Below are 20,836 nucleotides of genomic sequence, written 5' to 3'. Positions count from 1 at the left end.
GCAGGCAGTTCTACCGCGCGATGGTGAACCGGGCTTCAAGGCCCGGTTGTCCGGCGTGCAGCTTCAATCCACCGCCATGCCTCTCCGCGACACGCTCGACGATCGGCAATCCGAGGCCACTACCATCACTGCGCTCCGATACCTGACCGAAGCGTTGCAGGGCAGTCTGGATCTGCGCATCCGTAAGACCCTTCCCGTTATCCTGGACAACAATCGTAGTTGTTGCGGAAACAGCCTCCAGACTCACCGTGATCTCGGACAATTGCGAACCGCCATGCTTCAAGGCATTGTCGATCAGGTTCGATACTGCCTCCCGGATCATGGTCCGATCCCCCGTGACGGAGATATCTTCTTCCGGAATTCTGAGATCAACCGCAACGGTGTCCGCATTCTTTCGGCGGAAACTATCCACGATCCCGACTAGCAGGTCATTGATGGAAAAATTCTCCTTCGCCGACGTCGGGCTGATCGATTTGGTCCGCTCATATGTCAGAAGTTTCTGCGCAAGATGGCTGGTTTCCTTGGCGGCGTCGACCAGATCGTCCGCACGTTCGCGCATATCTGCATCGCTCGGAGCCGAGCGCACGGATTCAGCCAATGCCAGGACACCGGCAATCGGATTTCGAAGTTGGTGCGCGGCATTTGAAATGAATTCGCTTTGGGTGGCCATCGCTTCGGAGACCTGGCCAAGCAACCTGTTGAGCGTCCGCACAATGCCTTCCACCTCGACTGGAACCGGCCTTTGAATCGGCTTCAGAACCGCGCCGGAACGCAGGTCGATTGCCTGCTGAAGATCGTTCAGCGGGTGTAACCCGATCCGGATGCCGAACCATACGATCAAGGCAAGGGAGGTGATGATCGACGATATCGTGATCAGCGAGCGCAGCATGAGGTCTTCGACAAACGTTTCTCGGATGGCAACGTCCTGCCAGACAGTCGTGGTGAAAATACCGCTGAAACCGTCAACCTGCATCCGCGTACGCATCCTGAAGCCGCGCACGTCCCGCCCGAGATATTCCGCATTGAAATAAACAGGATTGAGATCACCGTCGCCTGCAAGCGGGATACCCACTGGCGGTGTCGCGTATCCGGCGACGATGACACCGTCGGGTGCGTAGACATGGTAGAACACCGGGCCGCCGGACGTGTCGGAGAGAATCTTGCGCGTGTTGGGCGCAAGTGCATCCCCTCCGGAGAGCGCCACATCATTGGTAACGGCAAGCGCAGCTGACTGAAGACTGCGATCAAAAACATCACCCGCCGTGACACGCGCGTTGTTGAGCTGCCACAATCCGGTCGCGCCGGCCACAAACAGCAGGGGAACCAGGATGATCAGGGTCAGGCGCAGGCGAAGAGAATAGATTCTCTTCATTGGCGGGACTTGCCAAGGGAATAGCCGATACCCCGATGTACCTGGATGTTCACACCATACGGCACCAGTCGTTTTCTCAACCGTGACACATAAACCTCGATGACTTTCTCATCGGTCTCGCTGCCGGCACCGTAAAGCTGGTCCAGAAGACCGGCCTTCGAAACCGTTCGCCCGTTCGCCTGGGAAAGTGCCGCCAGAAGCGCCAGTTCTCGCCGCGGGAGCTCCAGTGCGGTTTCACCGTCCAGCAATTGCAGCGCGCCGACGTCGAGTTTAAGAGTTCCTATGTCAATCAGTTGCCTCGGCGCAACGCCCTTGCGCCGCCCGAGCGCACGTATCCGCGCGGCGAGCTCCTCCATCTCGAAGGGTTTGACCAGGTAATCGTCGGCACCGGCATCAAGCCCCTGCACGCGATCCTCGGTTTCCGATCTGGCCGTCAGAAGAATTACGGGCCGCGGATCTTCCCGGTCCCTCAGGTCGGCAAGCAGATCAAGACCGCTTTTCCCTGGCAGGTTGATATCGAGGATGACAAGATCACCGCCTTCCTGCTGCAGAAACATGTCTGCGTCGTCTCCGTGATGCAGGACATCGACGGAGTGGCCCGCATCGCGCAGCTGATAGGCAATACCTTTTGCGAGACTTACATTATCTTCGACCAGAGCGATCCGCATTATTTATTCTTTTGTCGATGAAAGCTTGGTGCAAGCTTCGCAGGGAAAACTCTCCGCATCAAGCCGCTTTTGAAAGCGCTGAGAGTGCGGCAACCGGGAGGGTTGTCCACACCAACGGGAGGAAATCATGGTTTTGAAGAAGCTTGCGCGCCAGATGGCGCTGAGTGTGACGTGTGTTGCCGGTACCCTTTTACCGGCCCAGGCCCTTGCTGCTGATCTCGATCTTTCGGGCAAAACCGTCGAATGGGTCATCCCGTTCTCCGAGACCGGCGGCTCCGCAAAGTGGGCGAATTTCTATGCCCCGCTTCTGAGCGAAGCCCTGCCGGGACAGCCGACCGTCGTCGTCAAGTTCATGCCGGGTGCCGGGTCCACCAAAGGTGCCAACTGGTTCCAGAACCAGAAATTCGGCGACAGCGAAGGCACGGTAATCTTCGGTTCTTCAGGGTCGACACAGTTCCCGTATCTGCTCGGTGATCCGCGTGTGCGTTACGACTACAAGGACTGGAACGTGGTTCTGGCCTCCGGTACCGGCGGCGTCGCCTACCTGCCGCCGGATCTCGCAGCAAAGATGAGCGGAAATGATGCAGGCGCGCTGAAAGAAACCGACTTTATCTACGGTTCCCAGGGTGCGACCCGGCTCGATCTGGTGCCGCTGCTGGCCTGGGAAATGCTCGGCCTCAATGTCGAACCGGTGTTCGGTATCAAGGGACGTGGCGATGGACGCCTGATGTTCGAGCGCGGCGAAGCCAATATCGACTACCAGACATCCTCTTCCTATCTGAAAGGCGTCACGCCTCTGGTGGAAGCCGGAACGGCTGTTCCAATGATGAGCTGGGGCGCTCTTGACTCAGATGGCAACATCGTCCGCGACCCGACATTCCCCGACATGCCGACTTTCAAGGAAGTCTGCGAGGCGACCGAAGGTTGCGAAACGTCCGGCGAAAAGTGGGATGCCTGGAAGGCCTTCTTCATTGCAGGCTTTCCCGCTCAGAAAATGGTTTTCCTGCCGAACGGCGCGACCCAGGACGCCATCGATACCTATTCCAAGGCCTTTGAAGCGGTGAAGGCACGTGGCGATTTCGCCGAAATCTCCGCGGGACGCCTTGGAAAATATCCGCAGATGACCGGTGCGGAAGCTGACGCCGCGCTGAAAAGTGCGACCGAAGTGCCTGCCAGCGCGAAAGAATTCGTGGTCGGCTGGCTACAGGAGCGCTACGGCGTCTCCCTGAAGTAGTCACACTTCTGCCCGTCCGGACGAACCGGACGGGCCCCTTCTTCCAGAAAACATAATCCGGGGCGATCCAGTGGACATTCTTGGCACCGCTTTACCCGCGCTCGCCGACGCGTCGGCGATGATCCTGCAGCCTGCCGTCATCGGCTACCTGATCCTGGGTGTCGTGATGGGCCTGTGCGTCGGCGTGTTTCCGGGCCTTGGGGGCATCGCGGGGCTGTCGCTCCTGCTGCCCTTCATGTTCGGCATGGATCCGGTTCTCGGACTTGCCCTGATGATCGGCATGGTCGCGGTCGTACCGACTTCGGACACATTCGCCTCGGTCCTGATGGGTATTCCAGGTTCGTCGGCTTCGCAGGCAACCGTTCTCGACGGCTTTCCGCTGGCAAAGAAGGGTGAAGCGGCACGCGCCCTTTCTGCAGCGTTCGCGTCTTCCCTGTTCGGCGGGCTGGTCGGTGCTGCCTTTCTCACAGTCTTCATTCTTGTTGCCCGCCCGATCGTGCTGGAATTCCGGACACCCGAACTGTTGATGATCACGCTGTTCGGCTTGTCGATGGTCGGCATTCTTGCCGGGCAGGTTGCCATCAAGGGCATCGTTGCCGCCGGTCTCGGCCTGATGGTCGGCACGATCGGTGAAGGTGACAGTGCCGGTGCATTGCGCATGGCAACCTATGACATGCCCTACCTGACCGACGGACTTAAACTGGTCATTGTCGGTCTTGGCATTTTCGCGATACCGGAAATCGTCGCCCTGCTGCGCCAGGACCGTGCGATTTCCGAACGGTCCATGCTCGGCGGGGGCTGGCTGCACGGTGTGCGCGACTGGTTTTCCAACATCTGGCTCAGCATACGCTGCTCCCTGATCGGCGTTACAGTCGGTGTCATTCCCGGTCTCGGCGGGTCGGTAGTCGACTGGATCGCCTACGGTCACACCGTTCAGACATCCAAGGACAAGTCCAAATTCGGCAATGGTGACATCAGGGGCGTCATCGGACCGGAGAGCTCAAACAACGCCAAGGAAGGTGGGGGTCTCGTACCAACACTGCTCTTCGGCATTCCGGGCTCCGGATCCATGGCCGTCTTCATCGGTGCCGTCGCACTACTGGGCTCGGGGCAGATCGAAGTCGGGCCGTCGATGCTGAAAAACAATCTCGACGTGACCTACGCGATCGTCTGGTTGCTGGCGCTTGCAAACGTGGTCGGCACGATCATCTGCATTCTCGGATCCAGCGGGATTGCCCGCCTGACGACCATTCCGTTCGGACTGCTTGCCCCGTTCCTGTTCATGATCATTTCCTTCGCCGCCTTCCAGTCAGGCCAGAACCTGATGGATCTGGTGGCACTGTTTGCCATCGGGCTTCTCGGCATCCTGATGCGGCGGTTTGACTGGTCGCGACCTGCCTTCCTGATCGGTTTCGTCCTGTCCAACCCGGCGGAGACCTACACCAACCAGGCAGTCCAGATCGCGGCCTCGCGCTTCCGCAAGGGTTTTGCGGAAGGGATGGAATACATTTTCTCGCCGATCGTGATCGTTCTCATCATCATCACGATCGTTTCGGTCGTGGTTGGCCTGCGCCAGTCGAAGAACATCCGCGCGGAAGGTGAATTGCCGACAGGAACCAAGCGGGCACCGCTGATCTTCCTGGTCGCCATTCTGGCTTACATCGCATTCGCCTTCACAAATGCCTCCCTCATACCCGACTACGCCTCTGCTGACCGTGTTTTCCCACAATTCGTCGGGCTGATATCAATCATCGGCTGCCTGATCCTGCTGGTCCGGATGCGAACAAATTCTGAGAAAAGCCCGCTTTTCTGCGACAGCGAGGCCGGCAATCCCGAGGGCAACCAGCACGGCCTCTGGGCAACGCTTGCCTGGTTCGCGGGTCTTCTGATCCTCACTTCGCTCGTTGGTTTCATCCTCGCGCTGGCCGGTTTCCTGGTTTCCTTCATCCACTACCGTGCAAAACGAAGCCTGCCGTATGCGCTTGTTTACGGCGGCTGCGGGATCGCCTTCATGTGTGGCATGGCCTGGCTACTCAATCGGGATTTCCCACCTGGTTTGCTGCAGTCCTACGTCGATCTGCCATGGCCGCTGACATGAGGAACAGCAGATGACGCTTTCGCTCCTCTGTCTTGCCGGAGACGGGATCGGCCCGGAGATCATGGCGGCCACCAAGGTGGTGGTCGAGGCAGCCTGCACAAGGAGCGGCGAGACCGTCAGCCTTGCTGACGGGGAAATCGGTTTTCCGGCGCTCAATGCGGAAGGTTCGACGATACCGGAACAGGTCATTGAAGCCGCGCTTGCCGCAGACGGTGTCATTCTCGGACCGGTTTCCCACAATGCCTATCCTTCCAGGGAAGACGGCGGCCTCAATCCCTCCGGTGTACTGCGCAAGGAACTCGATCTATTTGCCAACATTCGCCCGGCACAGAGCTTCAAGGGCCTTGCGACGCCAACCGGTGCACCGGTCGACCTGATTATCTTTCGCGAGAATCTCGAGGGCTTTTACGCGGACAAGAACCTGCATTCCGGACCAGGCGAGTTCATGCCGGTTCCCGGTGTTGCCATGGCAATGCGGCTGATCACCGAACGCGGCAGCGAACGCATCGGCCGGGCGGCTTTTGACCATGCGGCCGCAAACGGCCGAAAGAAGGTCACGGCGGTTCACAAGGCCAATGTGATGCGCACGAGCGACGGCCTGTTTCTCGACGTCATGCGCCGCATCGCGACAGGGTATCCCGGCATTCAATATGACGAGGTTCTCGTCGATGCCGCCGCTGCGCTGCTTGTCCGCGACCCGGGCCGGTTCGACGTGATCGTAACGACCAACATGTTCGGCGATATCCTGTCCGACCTTGCGAGCGAACTTGCCGGCGGTCTCGGACTTGCCGCTTCACTCAATCTCGGACCGCAAAATGCAGCCGCCCAGGCGCAGCACGGATCGGCTCCCGATATAGCGGGCCATGACCGGGCTAACCCGACCTCACTGATCGGGTCGGCTGCCATGCTTCTCGGTCATCTGGAACTGGTCAGGGCCAAAGCACTCATCGAAGTTTCCCTGAAGAAGGCGATCGCCGACCCCCGAACGCGAACCTCCGATCTGGGAGGACCACTCGGAACGCAGGCCTTTTCCAAAGTCCTTGTCGATCTCATCCAGGAGGCTGACACATGATGCAGACACCCACACCTTTCGTGTTCATGCGCGGCGGCTCTTCCCGTGGCCCCTATCTGCGGCGCAACGATCTGCCGGAGGATCTGAATGAACTGTCCGCTGTTCTGATTTCCATCGTCGGAGCCGGACATCCATTCAACATAGACGGCATCGGTGGCGGCACCGCGGTGACGACCAAGGTTGCCATGCTGTCAAAATCAGACGACGACTGGGCAGACATCGACTATTTCTTCGCCCAGGTCGGCGTGGAAGAAAGGCTCGTCGATTTCAAACCTTCCTGCGGTAACATTCTGGTGGGCGTCGGCCCCGCCGCCATCGAAATGGGCCTCGTCGAGCCGGCTGGAGATGTCACAGACGTCAAGATCAGGGCAGTAAACACCGGCAGCCTCGTCACTGAACGCGTTCAAACGCCGGGCGGAACGGTCCGTTATGACGGCAATGCCGCGATTGACGGGGTTCCGGGAAACGCTGCGCCCATCGAGTTAAAATTCATGAAAGTGGAAGGCAGCCTGACGAGCGGGATCCTGCCGACCGGAAAACCGAAGGAAGAGATCCTCGGGCTCGAGGTAACCTGCATGGACGTCGCAATGCCGATGGTGATCGGGCGCGCGGAGGATTTCGGCGTTACCGGCTATGAAAGCGCGACAGATCTGGACGCGAACAAGCCACTCTTTGAAAAAATGGAAGCCGTCCGCCTGATTGCGGGCGAACGGATGGGACTGGGCGACGTCACGAAATCAGTCACGCCGAAATTCGGGCTGCTGGCCGCGGCGCGCGATGGCGGCTCTGCCTGCGTCCGTTATTTCATGCCGTGGAAATGTCACCCGACTCTCGCGGTCACCGGGTCCCAATGCCTTGCCTCTTGCCTTCTAATGAGCGGTACCATAGGGGAAGGATTTCTCGCACCGATGCCACAATCTCCTGCGAATCTGCGGCTCGAACACCCGATGGGTAATATGGAAGTCGTGATAGACTATGAACATCAGGGGAGAGACTTTCACGTGAAGTCTGCCGGACTGCTGCGAACCGCGCGGAAGCTGGCAAGCGGCGACGTTTTCGTTCCGGGTGACATCTGGTCCCGTGACTGACATCGCCAATTTCGAACGACTGGAGGATATGATGCGCTACGAAGACAACATCGACGCAGCTGTTCTTGCGCTGGATACGGCGCGCCAGCTTCTTTCCGACGAAATCAGGGACTATCCGACCCCGGTTTCAGGCTGCGATGCCCAGTACAATCACCTTCTTTCCAAACGAACCCAGATCACCAAGGCACTGAGCGTGCTGCAGACCGATGTCTTCGTGCCGACACCCCGGACGCTGGTTGAAGGCAGCGGTGTGGAAAGCCGATGAAAGTTCATATTCTCGATGACTGGTTCGACACGCTGCGCGGTCTTCCCTGCTTCGCCAAGCTGAAAGATCATGATGTCACGGTCTGGACGGATCACGTCGAAGACCCTGGTGAACTTGCAACAAGGCTTCGACCCGCCGATGCTGTTGTCCTGTTCCGCGAACGCACGAAAGTAACCGCGGAATTGCTGGACCAGTTGCCCGGCCTGAAACTGATTTCCCAACGGAGCGTCTATCCGCATATCGACGTTGAGGCGTGTACGCGAAACGGGGTCCTTCTGTGCTCCAACATGCACGCGGGAACACCATCCTACGCCGCCGCGGAACTGACGTTGGCTCTCATCCTGTCAAGCTATCGCCAGATACCGCAACAGGTTGCCTCCGTCCGCAGTGGAAACTGGCAGATGGGTGTCGGAAGAAGCCTGCGGGGCAGAACGCTTGGACTTTACGGATACGGCCGCATTGCCAAGGCTGTTGCAGGTTACGCCGAAGCCATCGGCATGAAGATCCAATGGTGGTCGTCAGAAGCCGGCCGCGCGCGCGCGTCTGCCGATGGTGCCAATGTGGCCGAAAGCCGGGACGCGTTTTTCGGAACTTCCGACATCGTCAGCTTGCATGTCCGGCTGAAACCGGACACACGCGGCATCTTAACCGCACAGGACCTGTCTGCCATGCAGCCGAGGGCCCTCCTGGTCAACACGTCCCGTTCAGGCCTGATCGCACCGGGTGTGCTGGAAGCTGAAATAGACCGCGGACGGATTTTTGCCGCGATCGACGTATTCGACACCGAACCCCTGACAGATGCCGCCAACCCTTTGCTGACGCATCCGAATGTCCTGCCGACACCTCATATCGGCTATGTGACCGAAGACGAGTTCAATCTCCAGTTCTCGGACATTTTCGATCAGGTGACTGCCTATGCGGCGGGCGAGCCGATCCACATGATCAACCCTGAAGTCCGCTCTGAAAACAAGGACTGACAACGGCCTGCAGCAGGACATAGGGTGCGAGCAAGGTCTCGCGCCCTCATTTCAAAATCCCGTCCGGAACATTGCTAATTGTTCCAAGCAGGCATTGCCGCTAATCACTGTAGTCATCACGAGAACGTTGGCCGTTGGAAAAACCCGGTCCTGCGATACTTGTCAGCAAAGGTCATCCACGGCACACAGGCGCTGCCAGTTGGAACCGCGCACCGAAACAGGATGCCAAACGGGAAAATCAGATGCACGACACGACCGCTTCGACGACCAACAAGCAGCTGGTGGACCGATTTCGGCAAATCGTCGGCCAACGGCACGTGATCACGAATCCCAGATCGATGGAACGCTTCTGCAAAGGCTTCCGGTCCGGTGAGGGGGAGGCCGTTGCGGTTGTCCAACCAGGCACCCTCCTCGAGCAGTGGCAAGTGTTGAAGGCCTGTGTCGATGCGGACAAGATCGTCATCATGCAGGCGGCCAACACCGGTCTGACCGAGGGGTCGACACCCAATGGTCAGTATGATCGAGACGCTGTCATTATCAGCACGAAACGGATGGACAAGATCCAGCTCCTGAACGACGGCCAGCAAATCGTCAGCTTTCCCGGAGCAACCTTGTTCTCGCTTGAAAAACTGATGGCTCCCCTCGCCCGTGAACCGCATTCGGTGATCGGTTCTTCGTGCATAGGTGCGTCGATTATCGGCGGCGTCTGCAACAATTCCGGCGGTTCCCTGGTCGAACGCGGACCGTCCTATACCGAGTTGTCCCTGTTTGCGCAGATTACCGAAGAAGGGCGCCTTGAACTGGTCAACCATCTCGGTATCCGTCTCGGCGATGATCCGGAGACAATCCTCAGACGCCTGGAAGAAGGTGACTATTCATCCGATGACGTTGAAGACACCAACCTGAAAGCGTCCGACTCGGACTACCACCGAAGGGTCCGCGAGATCGATTCGCCAAGTCCGGCGCGTTTCAATGCTGACAAGCAACGTCTGCATGAAGCCTCCGGCTGCGCGGGCAAACTGGCGGTCTTTGCAGCGAGGCTCGACACCTATCCCAAGCCGGAAGCGGAAAAGGTTTTCTATATCGGCACTAACGACACCCAGGTTCTGACACGTCTTCGCCGCCATATCCTGGCCGAATTCGAGCACCTGCCCGTCTCGGGTGAGTATATGCATGCCGAAATCTACGACATTTCAAAACGCTACGGTAAAGACACCCTGGTCCTGATCGACAAACTGGGTACGGACCGGCTGCCGGGGATATTTGCGATGAAGGGCTGGGTCGACGCAAGGCTGTCCCGCGTGCCGCTTCTTCCCGACAATCTCACCGACAGGTTCATGCAGGCCCTCAGCCGGATCTGGCCGAACGTCTTGCCGGGTCGCATGGAGGCATTCCGTAGCCAATATGAGCATCACCTGATCCTGAAAATGCGCGATGGCGGTGTTGCGGAGGCCGAGAGTTTTCTTTCTGAGTTCTTTGAAAAAGAAGACGGCGACTGGTTCGTCTGCACGGCCCGGGAAGGCAAGATTGCCGGTCTGCACCGTTTCGCGGCGGCCGGTGCCGCCGTTCGTTACCATGCCGTCCACGAAAACGAGGTTGAAGACATTCTTGCGCTCGACATTGCGCTACGCCGCGACGACCGCGACTGGTTCGAAGTATTGCCGGCCGAGCTGGAAGAAGGTCTGATCCACAAACTCTATTACGGGCATTTCTTCTGCCATGTCCTTCATCAGGACTATATCGTGAAAAAGGGCGTCGATCCGAAAAAGCTCAAGGAAAAAATGCTCCAAATCCTGGACGAACGCGGCGCCGAATATCCGGCAGAACACAATGTCGGGCATCTTTATGCCGCAAAGCCGGATCTTGCGAATTTCTACAAGGAATGCGACCCGACCAACACCCTAAATCCGGGCATCGGGAAAATGTCCCGTCGCAAATGCTACCACTGAGGCATACCGGTACTTCGACAAAAAACCTCCCGCGCGGCACATCGGCCGCACGGGAGGTCAATTCAGACTCTTGAACATGGCGCCCGCAACCGGCTTCAGCCGACGATCATCTGTTTCATCTTCAGAGCTTCATATTCCAGTTCGGTCAGGCGGAAATTGACGACGTCACCGATGGTGATCATGCCGCAGAGCTTGCCTCCATCCATGACCGGAAGGTGGCGGAACCTTCCTTCCGACATCATCTGCAAAACGGTTACCAGCGGATCGGAAGGAGCACATGTCTTGACGTTGCGGGTCATCAGGCCGTCGACCTGCTGAGGCAGCGTCTGGCCGGGCGTTTCGGCAAGTTTGCGAACGATATCCCGCTCTGACAAGATACCGATCATCTCGCCGTTTTCGTCCGTCACCAGAAGCGCACCGATACGCTTGTCCTTGAGCACTTCAACAGCCGTCTTCACGGTATCGCCCGGCAGGACGGAGTAGACGTTCGAACCCTTTTTCTCAAGTATCTTGGCCACGGTGCTGGTCGAAGAGCCTAGATTGGTATCGACAGACTGGCTGACCGTCCGTTTTTCTTTCGTGTCGCCACGCATGGGAGCCTGGTAGGAACTTGGGGCCATGGGGACTTCCTTCTCACCGTTGAATTCAGCGTTCGCCGTTCGAGCTTACGACAGGATTTCACAATAGGAAACGTCCAAAGGGCAAAGGAATTTCCGATAGCCGTGACACGCCGAAAACAAGAGGGGGGCCTTCGGTGTTGCGGTCCGGATTTTGAGGAGTGGCAATATCGGGTACAGTCCGGTCAGACAACTTCCGCCGGTTTATCCATCTTTTCCAGCATCTTGCGTGCGCGAGGGCACTGCAGTTTGTCGCGTAGCGGACTGTCCGGATCGACGTCCTTGTGACACACCACGCACTTGTCCGCTCCGGAAATGGCGTTAAGACCGCCGCAACTGCCCTTGATTGTCTTCCCCATGAGAATGACACCAAGCGACATGCCCGTCACGACGAGAAGCAGGAGGACAAATGCAATCAGGAAAGTAGCCATATGAGATTTCTAAGCGACGCCGGTTACCGAATTACTTCTCTTTGAGCAATGCCTCGAAGGCGCTGCTCTCCTGTGTAACATATGCGCTTTTGTCTGCGGTTTCATCACGGGAAATGAAAAACACGGCAATGTTGTTGGCTTCCGCAGCTTCAAGACCGCGTTCGGACCCCAGAACCAGCATTGCGGTCGCCCAGGCATCGGCCATCATGGCATCATCGGCAACAACGCTGACGGATGTTGTCCAATGCGTGATCGGCTTTCCCGTTACCGGATCGATGATATGGGAGTAGCGCACACCTTCGTGCTCAACAAAATTGCGATAATCGCCCGATGTCGCCAGGCCCTTGTCTTCAAGCGAGACGACTTGCTCGACCGCCTTTTCTCCAGGTTCAGGCTTTTCAATGCCAATTTTCCAGGCGGCTCCCTTGTCATTGAGTCCGGACGCGACAAGATCGCCACCGATCTCGACCATGTAATTGTCGATACCGAGCGCCTTGAGCTTCGCGGCAACGGCATCAATACCGAAGCCTTTTGCAATGGCTGAAAGATTGATGCCGACTTCAGGCGCGGATTTGGAAAGCACCGAAGCCTCCGGATCAAGCGAGAGCTTTTCTGCCTGGCCAACAAATGCAAGTGCCGCTTCGATGTCCTCGTCCGAGGGCACGGGGTCGTCAGGCTTGCGCGGACCAAACCCCCAGAGTTCAATCAGTGGTCCCAGAGTAACGTCGAATTTGCCGTCACTGAGCTTGTGAACTTCGTTCGCGGCCGTCATCACGGTTACGAAATCCGCTGAAATTTCAACCGGTGCCGTTTCTTCAGAAACATTGAACCGTGACACCTCGGAGTTTTTGTCCCAGTTCGACATCTTGGCGTTGACATCCGCAAGGACTGCCTCCACGTCGCCGGACAGAGCCGCCTCTTCAAGATCATCGGGTACACCTACCGCCGTAATGTTGTAGGTGGTCCCCATCGTCTTGCCTGAAAGTGTGATGACTTTTGCCGGCTCTTCACCCATACAGGCAGAAAGTGAAAGGGCCGCAAGAACGAAGAGGGTCTTTTTCATGGTGTCAATCACAAGGTAGATATTCGATCTAATGGGCAAAAGCCAAAGGATGCGTTAACCTTGCCGGATGCATGGTGCAGTCTGGGATCAACACGGGGGCTTTGTTACGGGGCTGATACTGTTTTTTAGTTTGAAACGCCAGTTGTTTTTCTGCTGGCATTCCAATAAATCCTCAGAAGTCGGCCTCTCGGTGAAAGCCAGTCATGCTCGCGTGACCAGTCGAAATCACCATCAATGAAGCAAGTTTCAAACTGCGGCACTCCTGAACATCCGCAGCGGGTTTAAGATGGATACAATAAACATCAAAAAAGGCCTGGATCTGCCACTCGCGGGCGCGCCAGAGCAGAAAATCCACCAGGGACAGCCTGTGCGCTCCGTCGGACTTGTCGGACCGGACTACATCGGTCTCAAGCCCAAGGTGCTTGTGCAGGAACACGAAGAGGTCAAACGGGGAACTCCGCTGTTCTTTCACAAGGACAATCCGGAGGCCATGATCGTTTCGCCCGTGACCGGCCGTGTCCGTGCAATCAATCGCGGGGCACGTCGCGTCTTGCAAAGCATTGTGGTCGAGGTCGACAACGTCGACGACAAAGGGATCGACTTCGGCGCACTGGCGGACGATGCGAGTGCAGATGACGTCAAAACGAAAATCTGCGCTGCAGGCCTTTGGACCTCCTTCAAGTCCCGTCCTTATTCAAAGGTTCCGCAGACAGACGGCAAACCGCTCGCCATCTATGTGACCGCCCTGGAAAGTGAACCGCTTGCAGCGGAGGCGAACGTCATCATCGAGGAACGCGTCGATGATTTCGCAAAGGGTCTCCTTGCCGTTTCAAAGCTGACGGATGGACCTACCTATCTCTGCCAGTCTCCGGACCTGTCATTCGACGGGGCCGCGGCCGCGGGCGTAACTCCCGTTGGCTTTACCGGTCCGCACCCGGCCGGCTTGCCGGGAACGCATATGCATTTTCTGACACCCCCCAGGGCGGAACAGTCGGTCTGGACAATTTCATACCAGGATGTCCTGGCAATCGGCGCTCTTGCACGAACCGGGCACCTTGACCCGACCATCGTGATTTCGATCTGCGGTCCGATTGCAAAAAACCCCCGTCTGGTGCGGACGTTGTCCGGTGCATCCATTGAGGATCTTGCAGAGGGCGAGATTGCCGCGGATTGCATTCCGCGTATCCTGTCTGGCTCCGTTCTCAGCGGACGCGCAGCTGACGGCCCGATGAGCTATGTCGGCCGGTATCACCGGCAGGTTTCGATGATCGAGGAAGACAAGAAGCAGATCCCGCTCGGATGGATCCGTCCGATGCCCGGAAAATATGCATTCCAGCCGGTTCTTGCCTCTGCATTTTCCAAGAAACTCTATGCGTTGACCAGCAATCTGAATGGCGGGCGTCGCGCAATGGTTCCAACGGGCACGTTTGAAGAGCTCATGCCGCAGGATTTCCTTCCGACGCAGTTGCTCAGGGCGCTCCTGATCAAGGACACCGACGCCGCGCAGGCGCTTGGCGCGCTTGAACTCGATGAAGAAGACCTCGGTCTCGTCGGTTTCGCTTGCCCTGCAAAATACGAATATGGCCTTGCCCTTCGCGAGTGCCTGGAAAAGATCGAGAAGGAGGGCTGATCCTTTGGGTCTGCGCAGGTTCTTTGACCGTATTGAGCCCCTTTTTGAAAAGGGTGGAAAATACGAGAAACTGTTCCCCATCTACGAGATGGTGGAATCCCTCGTCTACACGCCGAAAACAGTAACCAAGAACGCACCGCATGTGCGTAGTTACGTCGACATGAAGCGGATCATGACCTACGTGGTCATTTCGACGATCCCCTGCATCCTGTTTGCCTGGTACAACACAGGCTTCCAGGCGAACTCGGCGCTTGCGGCACTCGGTCCAGAAGCCCAGACCGGCTGGCGGATCTGGATTTTGCAGATGTTCGGCATCGGGCTGGATCCGTCGAACATATTCGCCTGCATGATACACGGGGCGCTTTACTTCTTCCCCATCTACATCGCGACGTTGGTGGCAGGAGGCATCTGCGAAGTTGTTTTCGCGACCATCCGCGGTCATGAAGTCAACGAAGGGTTTCTTGTCACTTCCATGCTCTACACGCTGATCCTGCCTGCTTCCACGCCCTTGTGGCAGGTGGCGCTCGGGATCGCCTTCGGTGTTGTCATCGGCAAGGAAGTGTTCGGCGGAACCGGCAAGAATTTCCTCAATCCGGCGCTGACCGGCCGCGCTTTCCTCTATTTCGCCTATCCTGCCTACATGTCCGGCGACACGGTCTGGACACCTGTTGACGGATTTTCCGGCGCGACCGCTCTCTCCATCAGCGCTTCGGAGGGCTACCGGGAGCTGACGTCCGCCGGGATTACCTGGATGGACGCCTTTCTCGGATTCATGCAGGGCAGTCTCGGCGAGACCTCAACACTCGCCTGCCTGATCGGACTCGCATTCCTGCTAGTCACGAAGATCGCCAACTGGCGCCTGATCGTCGGCTGTCTTGCCGGAATGATCGGTTTCTCGCTGCTCCTGAACATGATCGGGTCCAGCACGAACCCGATGTTTGCCATGCCCTGGTACTGGCACCTCGTGATCGGCGGCTATGCCTTTGGCCTTGCCTTCATGGTCACCGAGCCGGTTTCCGCGTCGCATACCAACGCAGGCCGCTATTTCTACGGGGCGCTGGTCGGCGTGATGGTCGTACTGATCCGTGTGGTCAACCCGGCCTTCCCTGAAGGCATGATGCTCGCCATTCTGTTTGCAAACGTGTTTGCGCCGCTAATCGACTATTTTGTCGTTCAAGCCAATATTAAGCGGAGGATGCGCCGGTATGGCTGACAACACTCCTGACACGAATGCCCGAAAGGGGCCCTTGCGGCGGTTTCTCGATCTTCCGGCCGACTCGGTTCCCAAGACATTGTTCGTTGCAGTTACCCTGTGCCTGTTCGCTTCCATGATCGTCTCTGTCGCGGCCGTTTCGCTGCGGCCGATCCAGGAGGAGAACAAGCTTCGCGACAAGAGGATCAATATCCTGCAGGTCGCGGGTGTCTACACGCCGGGCGAAAACATCCGGGAAGCCTTTCAGGCCTTTGAACCGCATGTTCTCGACCTGACGACCGGCAAGTTCACCGATGAATTTGACGTCGCGACATTCGACGAACGGGCAGCCGCCGATGACCCGGAGCTCAGCCGGGACCTTTCCAGCGACCCGGCAGGCATCGGCCGTCAGTCGAATTTCAAGACCATCTACCTGCTTCGCAAGGAAGACGGTTCCATCGACAAGGTCATACTGCCGGTTCACGGATATGGGCTCTGGTCGACGCTTTACGGTTTCATTGCGCTCGAGGCCAATGGAAACGACATTTTCGGACTTCAATTCTACCAGCACGCCGAAACACCCGGCCTCGGCGCCGAAGTCGACAACCCACGCTGGAAGGCGCTTTGGACCGGCAAAAAACTGCGTGACGACAATGGTGACCTGCAGATCACCGTCGACAAGGCGCCGCCGGCAGCCGGTATCGAATATCATATCGACGCCATTGCAGGGGCCACCCTGACCTCGCGCGGCGTTGACAATCTGGTCAAGTTCTGGATGGGCGAAGAAGGCTACGAAACCTTTCTGAGCAACCTTCAAGCAGGAGACATCTGATGGCACACAAGCGCAGAGAACTGCTCGTTGATCCCCTGGTCGACAACAATCCGATCACTTTGCAGGTTCTCGGGATCTGCTCGGCACTGGCGGTCACCTCGTCGCTGCAGGTGTCCTTTGTGATGGCACTGGCGGTGATTTCCGTGACCGGTTTTTCCTCCATGTTCATCTCCATGCTGCGCAACCACATTCCGAGTTCGATCCGCATTATCGTGCAGATGGTGATCATTGCCTCACTGGTGATCCTGGTGGATCAGATCCTCAAGGCATTCGCGTACGAGATCTCAAAGACACTGTCCGTGTTCGTTGGCCTCATCATCACCAACTGCATCGTGATGGGCCGTGCGGAAGCATTCGCGATGAAAAACCCGCCAGTCGCCTCTTTCCTGGACGGCGTCGGCAACGGGCTCGGCTACGGACTGATCCTGATGCTCGTCGGTTTCATTCGCGAGTTGTTCGGCGCAGGTTCGCTTTTCGGCGTTACGATCCTGCAAACCGTCAACAATGGCGGGTGGTACGTACCGAACGGATTGCTGCTGCTGCCACCGTCGGCATTTTTCGTCATCGGGCTTCTGATCTGGGCTTTCCGGACCTGGAAACCGAAGCAGGTCGAAGAACGTGAATTCAAAATACAAACGGTTGAGGCTCATTGATGGAAGGCCTGGTCGCACTCGCAGTCAAGGCGATTTTCGTTGAAAACCTTGCGCTGTCATTTTTTCTCGGCATGTGCACATTCATTGCCGTTTCCAAGAAGATCTCCACGGCGATCGGTCTCGGCATCTCGGTAATGGTCGTTCAGGCGATTACCGTGCCGACAAACAATCTGCTGCTGACGTATCTGCTGAAGCCGGGCGCCCTTGCCTGGGCAGGCTTTCCCGATGTCGACCTGACGTTCCTGGGCCTGATTTCCTATATCGGCGTCATTGCGGCCATGGTTCAGATCCTGGAGATGATCCTCGATAAGTTCTTCCCACCGCTTTACAACGCGCTCGGCATCTTCCTGCCGCTGATCACGGTGAACTGCGCCATTCTCGGCGGATCGCTGTTCATGGTGGAGCGCGACTACGATTTTGCGCAGTCGACCACCTACGGTATCGCGTCTGGTTTCGGCTGGGCTCTCGCAATCACCGCAATGGCAGGTGTCCGGGAAAAACTGAAATACTCAGACGTACCCGACGGCCTGCAGGGCCTCGGCATCACCTTCATCACCGCCGGTCTGATGGCCATGGCCTTCATGTCCTTCAGCGGCGTCAAACTCTAAGGGAGACGATCGGAATGGAAACATTCAGCCTGGGCGTCATCCTGTTCACGTTGATCGTGCTAGCCCTGGTGACCATAATCATGGTCGCGCGCAGTCAGCTTGTGTCGACCGGGAATGTCAGCATCACCATCAACGGGGAGAAGACCATTTCGGTTCCCGCCGGCGGCAAGTTGTTGCAGACACTCGCCGAACAGAAGCTCTTCGTTCCCTCTGCCTGCGGTGGCGGCGGAACATGTGCGCAGTGCCGCGTCAAGATTCACTCCGGTGGCGGATCGATTCTTCCGACGGAGGAAAGCCATATCACGAAACGCGAGGCCTCCTGCGGCGACCGCCTGTCCTGTCAGGTTGCGGTCAAGCAGGACATGGACATTGAAGTTCCCGAAGAGGTTTTCGGTGTCAAAAAGTGGGAGTGCACCGTCCGCTCGAACGAAAACGTCGCAACTTTCATCAAGGCGCTGGTTCTCGACCTGCCGGAAGGTGAAGATGTCAATTTCCGGGCCGGCGGCTACATCCAGATCGAGGCACCCGCGCACAGCCTGTCCTACACGGAATTCGATATCGAGGAGGAATACCGGGAGGACTGGGACAAGTTCAATCTCTGGCAGTACAAGTCCACCGTCGACGTTCCGATAGAACGCGCCTATTCGATGGCGAACTATCCGGAAGAAAAGGGCATGATCATGCTCAATGTCCGTGTCGCGTCGCCTCCACCCGGTTCAGAGGGAATTCCACCGGGCCAGATGTCCTCCTATATCTTCGATCTGAAACCGGGCGACAAGGTCACAATTTCCGGTCCGTTTGGTGAGTTCTTCGCACGCGAAACCGACAAGGAGATGGTTTTTGTCGGTGGCGGTGCCGGGATGGCACCCATGCGCAGCCACATCTTCGATCAGCTCAAGCGGCTGAGTTCCAAGCGCAAGATCACCTTCTGGTATGGCGCACGTTCAAAGCGGGAGATGTTCTTCGTTGAAGACTTCGACCAGCTGGCGGCGGAAAACCCGAACTTCGAATGGCATGTTGCATTGTCGGATCCGCAGCCCGGTGACGATTGGGACGGTTACACCGGGTTCATTCACAACGTGCTTTTCGAGCAGTATCTGAAGGACCACCCCGCTCCGGAGGATTGTGAATTCTACATGTGCGGACCGCCGATCATGAACTCCTCGGTCATCAACATGCTCGTAGAAATGGGCGTCGACCGGGAAGACATCATGCTCGACGACTTTGGTGGCTAAAACGAACAAGACAAAAAACCGGCAATCAGTTGCCGGTTTTTCTTATTGAGATACATAACGGTGATACATTCGAACTCCGTATGAAGACGGCCTCTCCTACCGGTGGAACGACCGCGACCCGGGGGTCTAAAAAACGCCATGCTTGCGATTGTGAACCGTATAAGGAATTTTACGAAGAGGTGAGGAGGCAGAGGACAATGTCATCCACAAACTTCAATAGAGATCAAAATACCTTAACCTAGGATTCCACCCCATCCGAGCCCGCGCCCTTTCAGCACCACAAGAAAGTCTCAGAATTTCAAGGGAACGAAGGCAAGCGTCAAAAGACTTCCTCCTGCGAGCACTCCGTAGAGCCAGGCTCTGCGTTGCCATCCATCTTCCTGCTTTTTCCAGTTGTCCCGAAAAAGGTGACCGGAGCCGACTGCCAGGACAACAAGAATGGATCCGGTCAACGGCGTAAGGTAGATCTCTTCCAAAAAACGTTCCTGTTGAGTTCCAGAGCGGCCCGCGACGGACTAAATTGGCTTTGTTTCCCTTGAAACCAAGTCCACAGATTGTGGACGCTTTCTACAACGGTCATTGAACAGGTATCAAGGCGTTGTTGCTCCGACATGCTTCTCGGAAATGGTTCCATGGCTATCGAATCTACTCTGGGTTTGTCCAACTGTCGGCACAAACGGCCAGAGTTTCGTTCAAAGATCGAAGCTTCAGGTCGAGTTAGCGAATTTTGTCTGATTTGCTTTGAGAGTTTTTCCTTTTGCGCCGGGCCTGGTCACTGTTCTGGTTTCTGCCGGGGGGATGTGCCTTGTCCAATTCAACAAAAATGACGCCCTTCAGGGTGACTTGATCCTGTTTGGTTGCGGGAGCCTGATCACACCGAGACTATTGCTTTCAGAGCATTCCGGAGTGGAACGTTGGGCCGCTTCAAATGGGGAGGATCAGAGGGAGGACAAGGGAACCTGTGTGGTGTCTTCAGCTGCCACCTGACAAGACCAGAGCTTGCACGAGGCGGTTTCACTGCTTTACCTGCCCTATTGCAATCGGCCGGATGAGTCCTTTTGTCCAAGTAGGGTGTGCTGAACCCACAAGTGCAATGCAGATTCGATCTCCGACCGCATCCGGCGAGCGCTACTTGAAGAATTCCGACCGCCATTTGATCAATCACGCACGAACACTGCTAATCGAAAGCCAACCAAATAGGGGGAAGATCGCCTAGTGATGCGGTGGATTCAATTGGCCGCCGCCACACACGCAGTGCGTTTTTTCGCCAGGTCTTGATTTTACTAGGTCTTGCTGTGGAGTTTTTTGCTGCGGCAGCATGATTTTCAACGGAGCAACACGGCTGGAATGCCGGACGTTGAGGCGGCCGAACCGTTCTCGTCGGCTCGGGCGTCGATCAGCCTCCGTCTGCCGTGAATCCGGCTGCCTCAATTGCCGCGATTGCGCAAGTTTCATCATTGTCGGACGAGTCACCGGTTATTCCAACTGCCCCCAGGATTTGGCCGTCCTCTTTGATTAAAACGCCGCCGGGAACCGGCACCAGCGATCCTTCGGCAATGCTGTTCATTGCCTGGATAAAATAGGGCTGTGACTTTGCCCGTTCAAACAGGGCACGCGAGCCAAGCCCCATACCGATAGCCCCCCGCGCCTTGCCCTGAGCAATGTCAGGACGCAGATTGCTGGTGCCATCTTCGCGGGCCAGCGCCATCAAAAATCCGCCGCTATCAAGAACAGCTACCGTAATGGGCTTCATCCCTTGGACGCGCCGCCAGTCCAAAGCGGCCGAGACAATTTTCTGCGCTGTATCCAAAGCAAGTTTCACTCCGACCCCCGATCTACGTCTACGCCTTGG

At 57.1% G+C, this 20,836-nt stretch carries 20 protein-coding genes; 13 read left to right on the top strand and 7 right to left on the bottom strand.

What is annotated here, in order from left to right; translation table 11 throughout:
- Positions 1–10: 10 nt before the first annotated feature.
- Together LA5095_RS27385 and LA5095_RS27380 are read right to left on the bottom strand one after the other, a co-directional pair.
- Positions 11–1,372 (bottom strand): sensor histidine kinase, encoded by a 1,362-nt coding sequence (locus LA5095_RS27385; RefSeq protein WP_055120919.1) that lies wholly within the window; start codon positions 1,370–1,372, stop codon positions 11–13.
- Positions 1,369–2,040: a response regulator transcription factor gene (locus LA5095_RS27380; protein WP_055120917.1), complete on the bottom strand. Its 672-nt coding sequence runs from the start codon at positions 2,038–2,040 to the stop codon at positions 1,369–1,371. The genes LA5095_RS27385 and LA5095_RS27380 overlap by 4 nt, the downstream gene beginning before the upstream one ends.
- A gap of 127 nt (positions 2,041–2,167) precedes the next feature.
- On the opposite strand from LA5095_RS27380, the gene LA5095_RS27375 reads away from it, so the two are divergent.
- From LA5095_RS27375 to dld, 7 genes are all read left to right on the top strand, one after another.
- On the top strand, positions 2,168–3,274 hold the full coding sequence (locus LA5095_RS27375; RefSeq protein WP_029064983.1) for a tricarboxylate transporter: 1,107 nt from the start codon (positions 2,168–2,170) through the stop codon (positions 3,272–3,274).
- A gap of 70 nt (positions 3,275–3,344) precedes the next feature.
- Complete coding sequence (locus LA5095_RS27370; RefSeq protein WP_055120915.1) at positions 3,345–5,372, top strand: tripartite tricarboxylate transporter permease; 2,028 nt, start codon at positions 3,345–3,347, stop codon at positions 5,370–5,372.
- A 10-nt stretch (positions 5,373–5,382) separates the two neighbouring features.
- A complete protein-coding gene (locus LA5095_RS27365) occupies positions 5,383–6,444 on the top strand; it encodes an isocitrate/isopropylmalate dehydrogenase family protein (protein WP_055120913.1) in 1,062 nt (353 codons plus the stop codon).
- The gene (locus LA5095_RS27360; RefSeq protein ID WP_055120910.1) at positions 6,441–7,532 is read left to right on the top strand and encodes a 4-oxalomesaconate tautomerase; all 1,092 of its coding nucleotides are present in this window, start codon (positions 6,441–6,443) and stop codon (positions 7,530–7,532) included. The genes LA5095_RS27365 and LA5095_RS27360 overlap by 4 nt, the downstream gene beginning before the upstream one ends.
- On the top strand, positions 7,525–7,797 hold the full coding sequence (locus tag LA5095_RS27355) for a hypothetical protein (protein ID WP_055120908.1): 273 nt from the start codon (positions 7,525–7,527) through the stop codon (positions 7,795–7,797). The genes LA5095_RS27360 and LA5095_RS27355 overlap by 8 nt, the downstream gene beginning before the upstream one ends.
- Entirely contained in the window at positions 7,794–8,774 is a 981-nt protein-coding gene (locus tag LA5095_RS27350; RefSeq protein ID WP_055120906.1) for a D-2-hydroxyacid dehydrogenase family protein, read from the top strand. The genes LA5095_RS27355 and LA5095_RS27350 overlap by 4 nt, the downstream gene beginning before the upstream one ends.
- A 242-nt stretch (positions 8,775–9,016) precedes the next feature.
- Entirely contained in the window at positions 9,017–10,723 is a 1,707-nt protein-coding gene (gene dld / locus LA5095_RS27345) for a D-lactate dehydrogenase (protein ID WP_055121112.1), read from the top strand.
- A gap of 95 nt (positions 10,724–10,818) precedes the next feature.
- On the opposite strand, the gene LA5095_RS27340 is transcribed toward dld, so the two are convergent.
- From LA5095_RS27340 to LA5095_RS27330, 3 genes are all read right to left on the bottom strand, one after another.
- Entirely contained in the window at positions 10,819–11,343 is a 525-nt protein-coding gene (locus LA5095_RS27340; protein ID WP_055120904.1) for a CBS domain-containing protein, read from the bottom strand.
- 182 nt (positions 11,344–11,525) lie between these two features.
- Positions 11,526–11,771: a (Na+)-NQR maturation NqrM gene (nqrM, locus tag LA5095_RS27335; protein ID WP_055120902.1), complete on the bottom strand. Its 246-nt coding sequence runs from the start codon at positions 11,769–11,771 to the stop codon at positions 11,526–11,528.
- 31 nt (positions 11,772–11,802) lie between these two features.
- Positions 11,803–12,834, bottom strand: a complete 1,032-nt coding sequence (locus LA5095_RS27330) for an FAD:protein FMN transferase (RefSeq protein ID WP_055121111.1) — start codon at positions 12,832–12,834, stop codon at positions 11,803–11,805.
- A gap of 286 nt (positions 12,835–13,120) precedes the next feature.
- Between LA5095_RS27330 and LA5095_RS27325 the strand changes: the two genes are divergently transcribed.
- Genes LA5095_RS27325 through nqrF form a run of 6 tightly spaced genes read left to right on the top strand, consistent with a single transcriptional unit; the run spans position 13,121 to position 18,984 of the window.
- A complete protein-coding gene (locus LA5095_RS27325; protein WP_055120901.1) occupies positions 13,121–14,464 on the top strand; it encodes a Na(+)-translocating NADH-quinone reductase subunit A in 1,344 nt (447 codons plus the stop codon).
- 4 nt (positions 14,465–14,468) lie between these two features.
- Positions 14,469–15,677 (top strand): NADH:ubiquinone reductase (Na(+)-transporting) subunit B, encoded by a 1,209-nt coding sequence (locus tag LA5095_RS27320; RefSeq protein WP_055120899.1) that lies wholly within the window; start codon positions 14,469–14,471, stop codon positions 15,675–15,677.
- Positions 15,670–16,488, top strand: coding sequence for a Na(+)-translocating NADH-quinone reductase subunit C (locus LA5095_RS27315; protein WP_055120897.1), 819 nt, complete (start codon positions 15,670–15,672; stop codon positions 16,486–16,488). The genes LA5095_RS27320 and LA5095_RS27315 overlap by 8 nt, the downstream gene beginning before the upstream one ends.
- Positions 16,488–17,141, top strand: coding sequence for an NADH:ubiquinone reductase (Na(+)-transporting) subunit D (locus LA5095_RS27310; protein WP_055120896.1), 654 nt, complete (start codon positions 16,488–16,490; stop codon positions 17,139–17,141). Before LA5095_RS27315 ends, LA5095_RS27310 begins: the two co-directional genes overlap by 1 nt.
- Complete coding sequence (nqrE, locus tag LA5095_RS27305) at positions 17,141–17,749, top strand: NADH:ubiquinone reductase (Na(+)-transporting) subunit E (protein WP_029064970.1); 609 nt, start codon at positions 17,141–17,143, stop codon at positions 17,747–17,749. Before LA5095_RS27310 ends, nqrE begins: the two co-directional genes overlap by 1 nt.
- Before the next feature lie 14 nt (positions 17,750–17,763).
- The gene (nqrF, locus tag LA5095_RS27300; RefSeq protein WP_055120894.1) at positions 17,764–18,984 is read left to right on the top strand and encodes an NADH:ubiquinone reductase (Na(+)-transporting) subunit F; all 1,221 of its coding nucleotides are present in this window, start codon (positions 17,764–17,766) and stop codon (positions 18,982–18,984) included.
- A gap of 290 nt (positions 18,985–19,274) precedes the next feature.
- On the opposite strand, the gene LA5095_RS27295 is transcribed toward nqrF, so the two are convergent.
- Together LA5095_RS27295 and LA5095_RS27285 are read right to left on the bottom strand one after the other, a co-directional pair.
- A complete protein-coding gene (locus tag LA5095_RS27295) occupies positions 19,275–19,460 on the bottom strand; it encodes a hypothetical protein (protein ID WP_055120892.1) in 186 nt (61 codons plus the stop codon).
- Positions 19,461–20,380: 920 nt separating this feature from the next.
- A complete protein-coding gene (locus tag LA5095_RS27285; RefSeq protein WP_055120889.1) occupies positions 20,381–20,806 on the bottom strand; it encodes a GlcG/HbpS family heme-binding protein in 426 nt (141 codons plus the stop codon).
- Between the last annotated feature and the right edge of the window lie 30 nt (positions 20,807–20,836).

It is taken from the genome of Roseibium album (assembly GCF_001404515.1).
GTDB lineage: Bacteria > Pseudomonadota > Alphaproteobacteria > Rhizobiales > Stappiaceae > Roseibium > Roseibium album.
Note: the sequence above shows the minus strand (reverse complement) of the source record. Positions and strands in the feature narration are given on the sequence as shown.

Bases quoted from the DNA above. Each gene is read 5' to 3' on its own strand.
- LA5095_RS27365 (WP_055120913.1), top strand. From the start codon at position 5,383: ATGACGCTTTCGCTCCTCTGTCTTGCCGGAGACGGGATCGGCCCGGAG.
- dld (WP_055121112.1), top strand. From the start codon at position 9,017: ATGCACGACACGACCGCTTCGACGACCAACAAGCAGCTGGTGGACCGA.
- nqrM (WP_055120902.1), bottom strand. From the start codon at position 11,771: ATGGCTACTTTCCTGATTGCATTTGTCCTCCTGCTTCTCGTCGTGACG.
- LA5095_RS27315 (WP_055120897.1), top strand. From the start codon at position 15,670: ATGGCTGACAACACTCCTGACACGAATGCCCGAAAGGGGCCCTTGCGG.
- LA5095_RS27385 (WP_055120919.1), bottom strand. From the start codon at position 1,372: ATGAAGAGAATCTATTCTCTTCGCCTGCGCCTGACCCTGATCATCCTG.
- nqrF (WP_055120894.1), top strand. From the start codon at position 17,764: ATGGAAACATTCAGCCTGGGCGTCATCCTGTTCACGTTGATCGTGCTA.
- LA5095_RS27380 (WP_055120917.1), bottom strand. From the start codon at position 2,040: ATGCGGATCGCTCTGGTCGAAGATAATGTAAGTCTCGCAAAAGGTATT.
- LA5095_RS27375 (WP_029064983.1), top strand. From the start codon at position 2,168: ATGGTTTTGAAGAAGCTTGCGCGCCAGATGGCGCTGAGTGTGACGTGT.
- LA5095_RS27310 (WP_055120896.1), top strand. From the start codon at position 16,488: ATGGCACACAAGCGCAGAGAACTGCTCGTTGATCCCCTGGTCGACAAC.
- LA5095_RS27350 (WP_055120906.1), top strand. From the start codon at position 7,794: ATGAAAGTTCATATTCTCGATGACTGGTTCGACACGCTGCGCGGTCTT.
- LA5095_RS27340 (WP_055120904.1), bottom strand. From the start codon at position 11,343: ATGGCCCCAAGTTCCTACCAGGCTCCCATGCGTGGCGACACGAAAGAA.
- LA5095_RS27360 (WP_055120910.1), top strand. From the start codon at position 6,441: ATGATGCAGACACCCACACCTTTCGTGTTCATGCGCGGCGGCTCTTCC.
- nqrE (WP_029064970.1), top strand. From the start codon at position 17,141: ATGGAAGGCCTGGTCGCACTCGCAGTCAAGGCGATTTTCGTTGAAAAC.
- LA5095_RS27330 (WP_055121111.1), bottom strand. From the start codon at position 12,834: ATGAAAAAGACCCTCTTCGTTCTTGCGGCCCTTTCACTTTCTGCCTGT.
- LA5095_RS27325 (WP_055120901.1), top strand. From the start codon at position 13,121: ATGGATACAATAAACATCAAAAAAGGCCTGGATCTGCCACTCGCGGGC.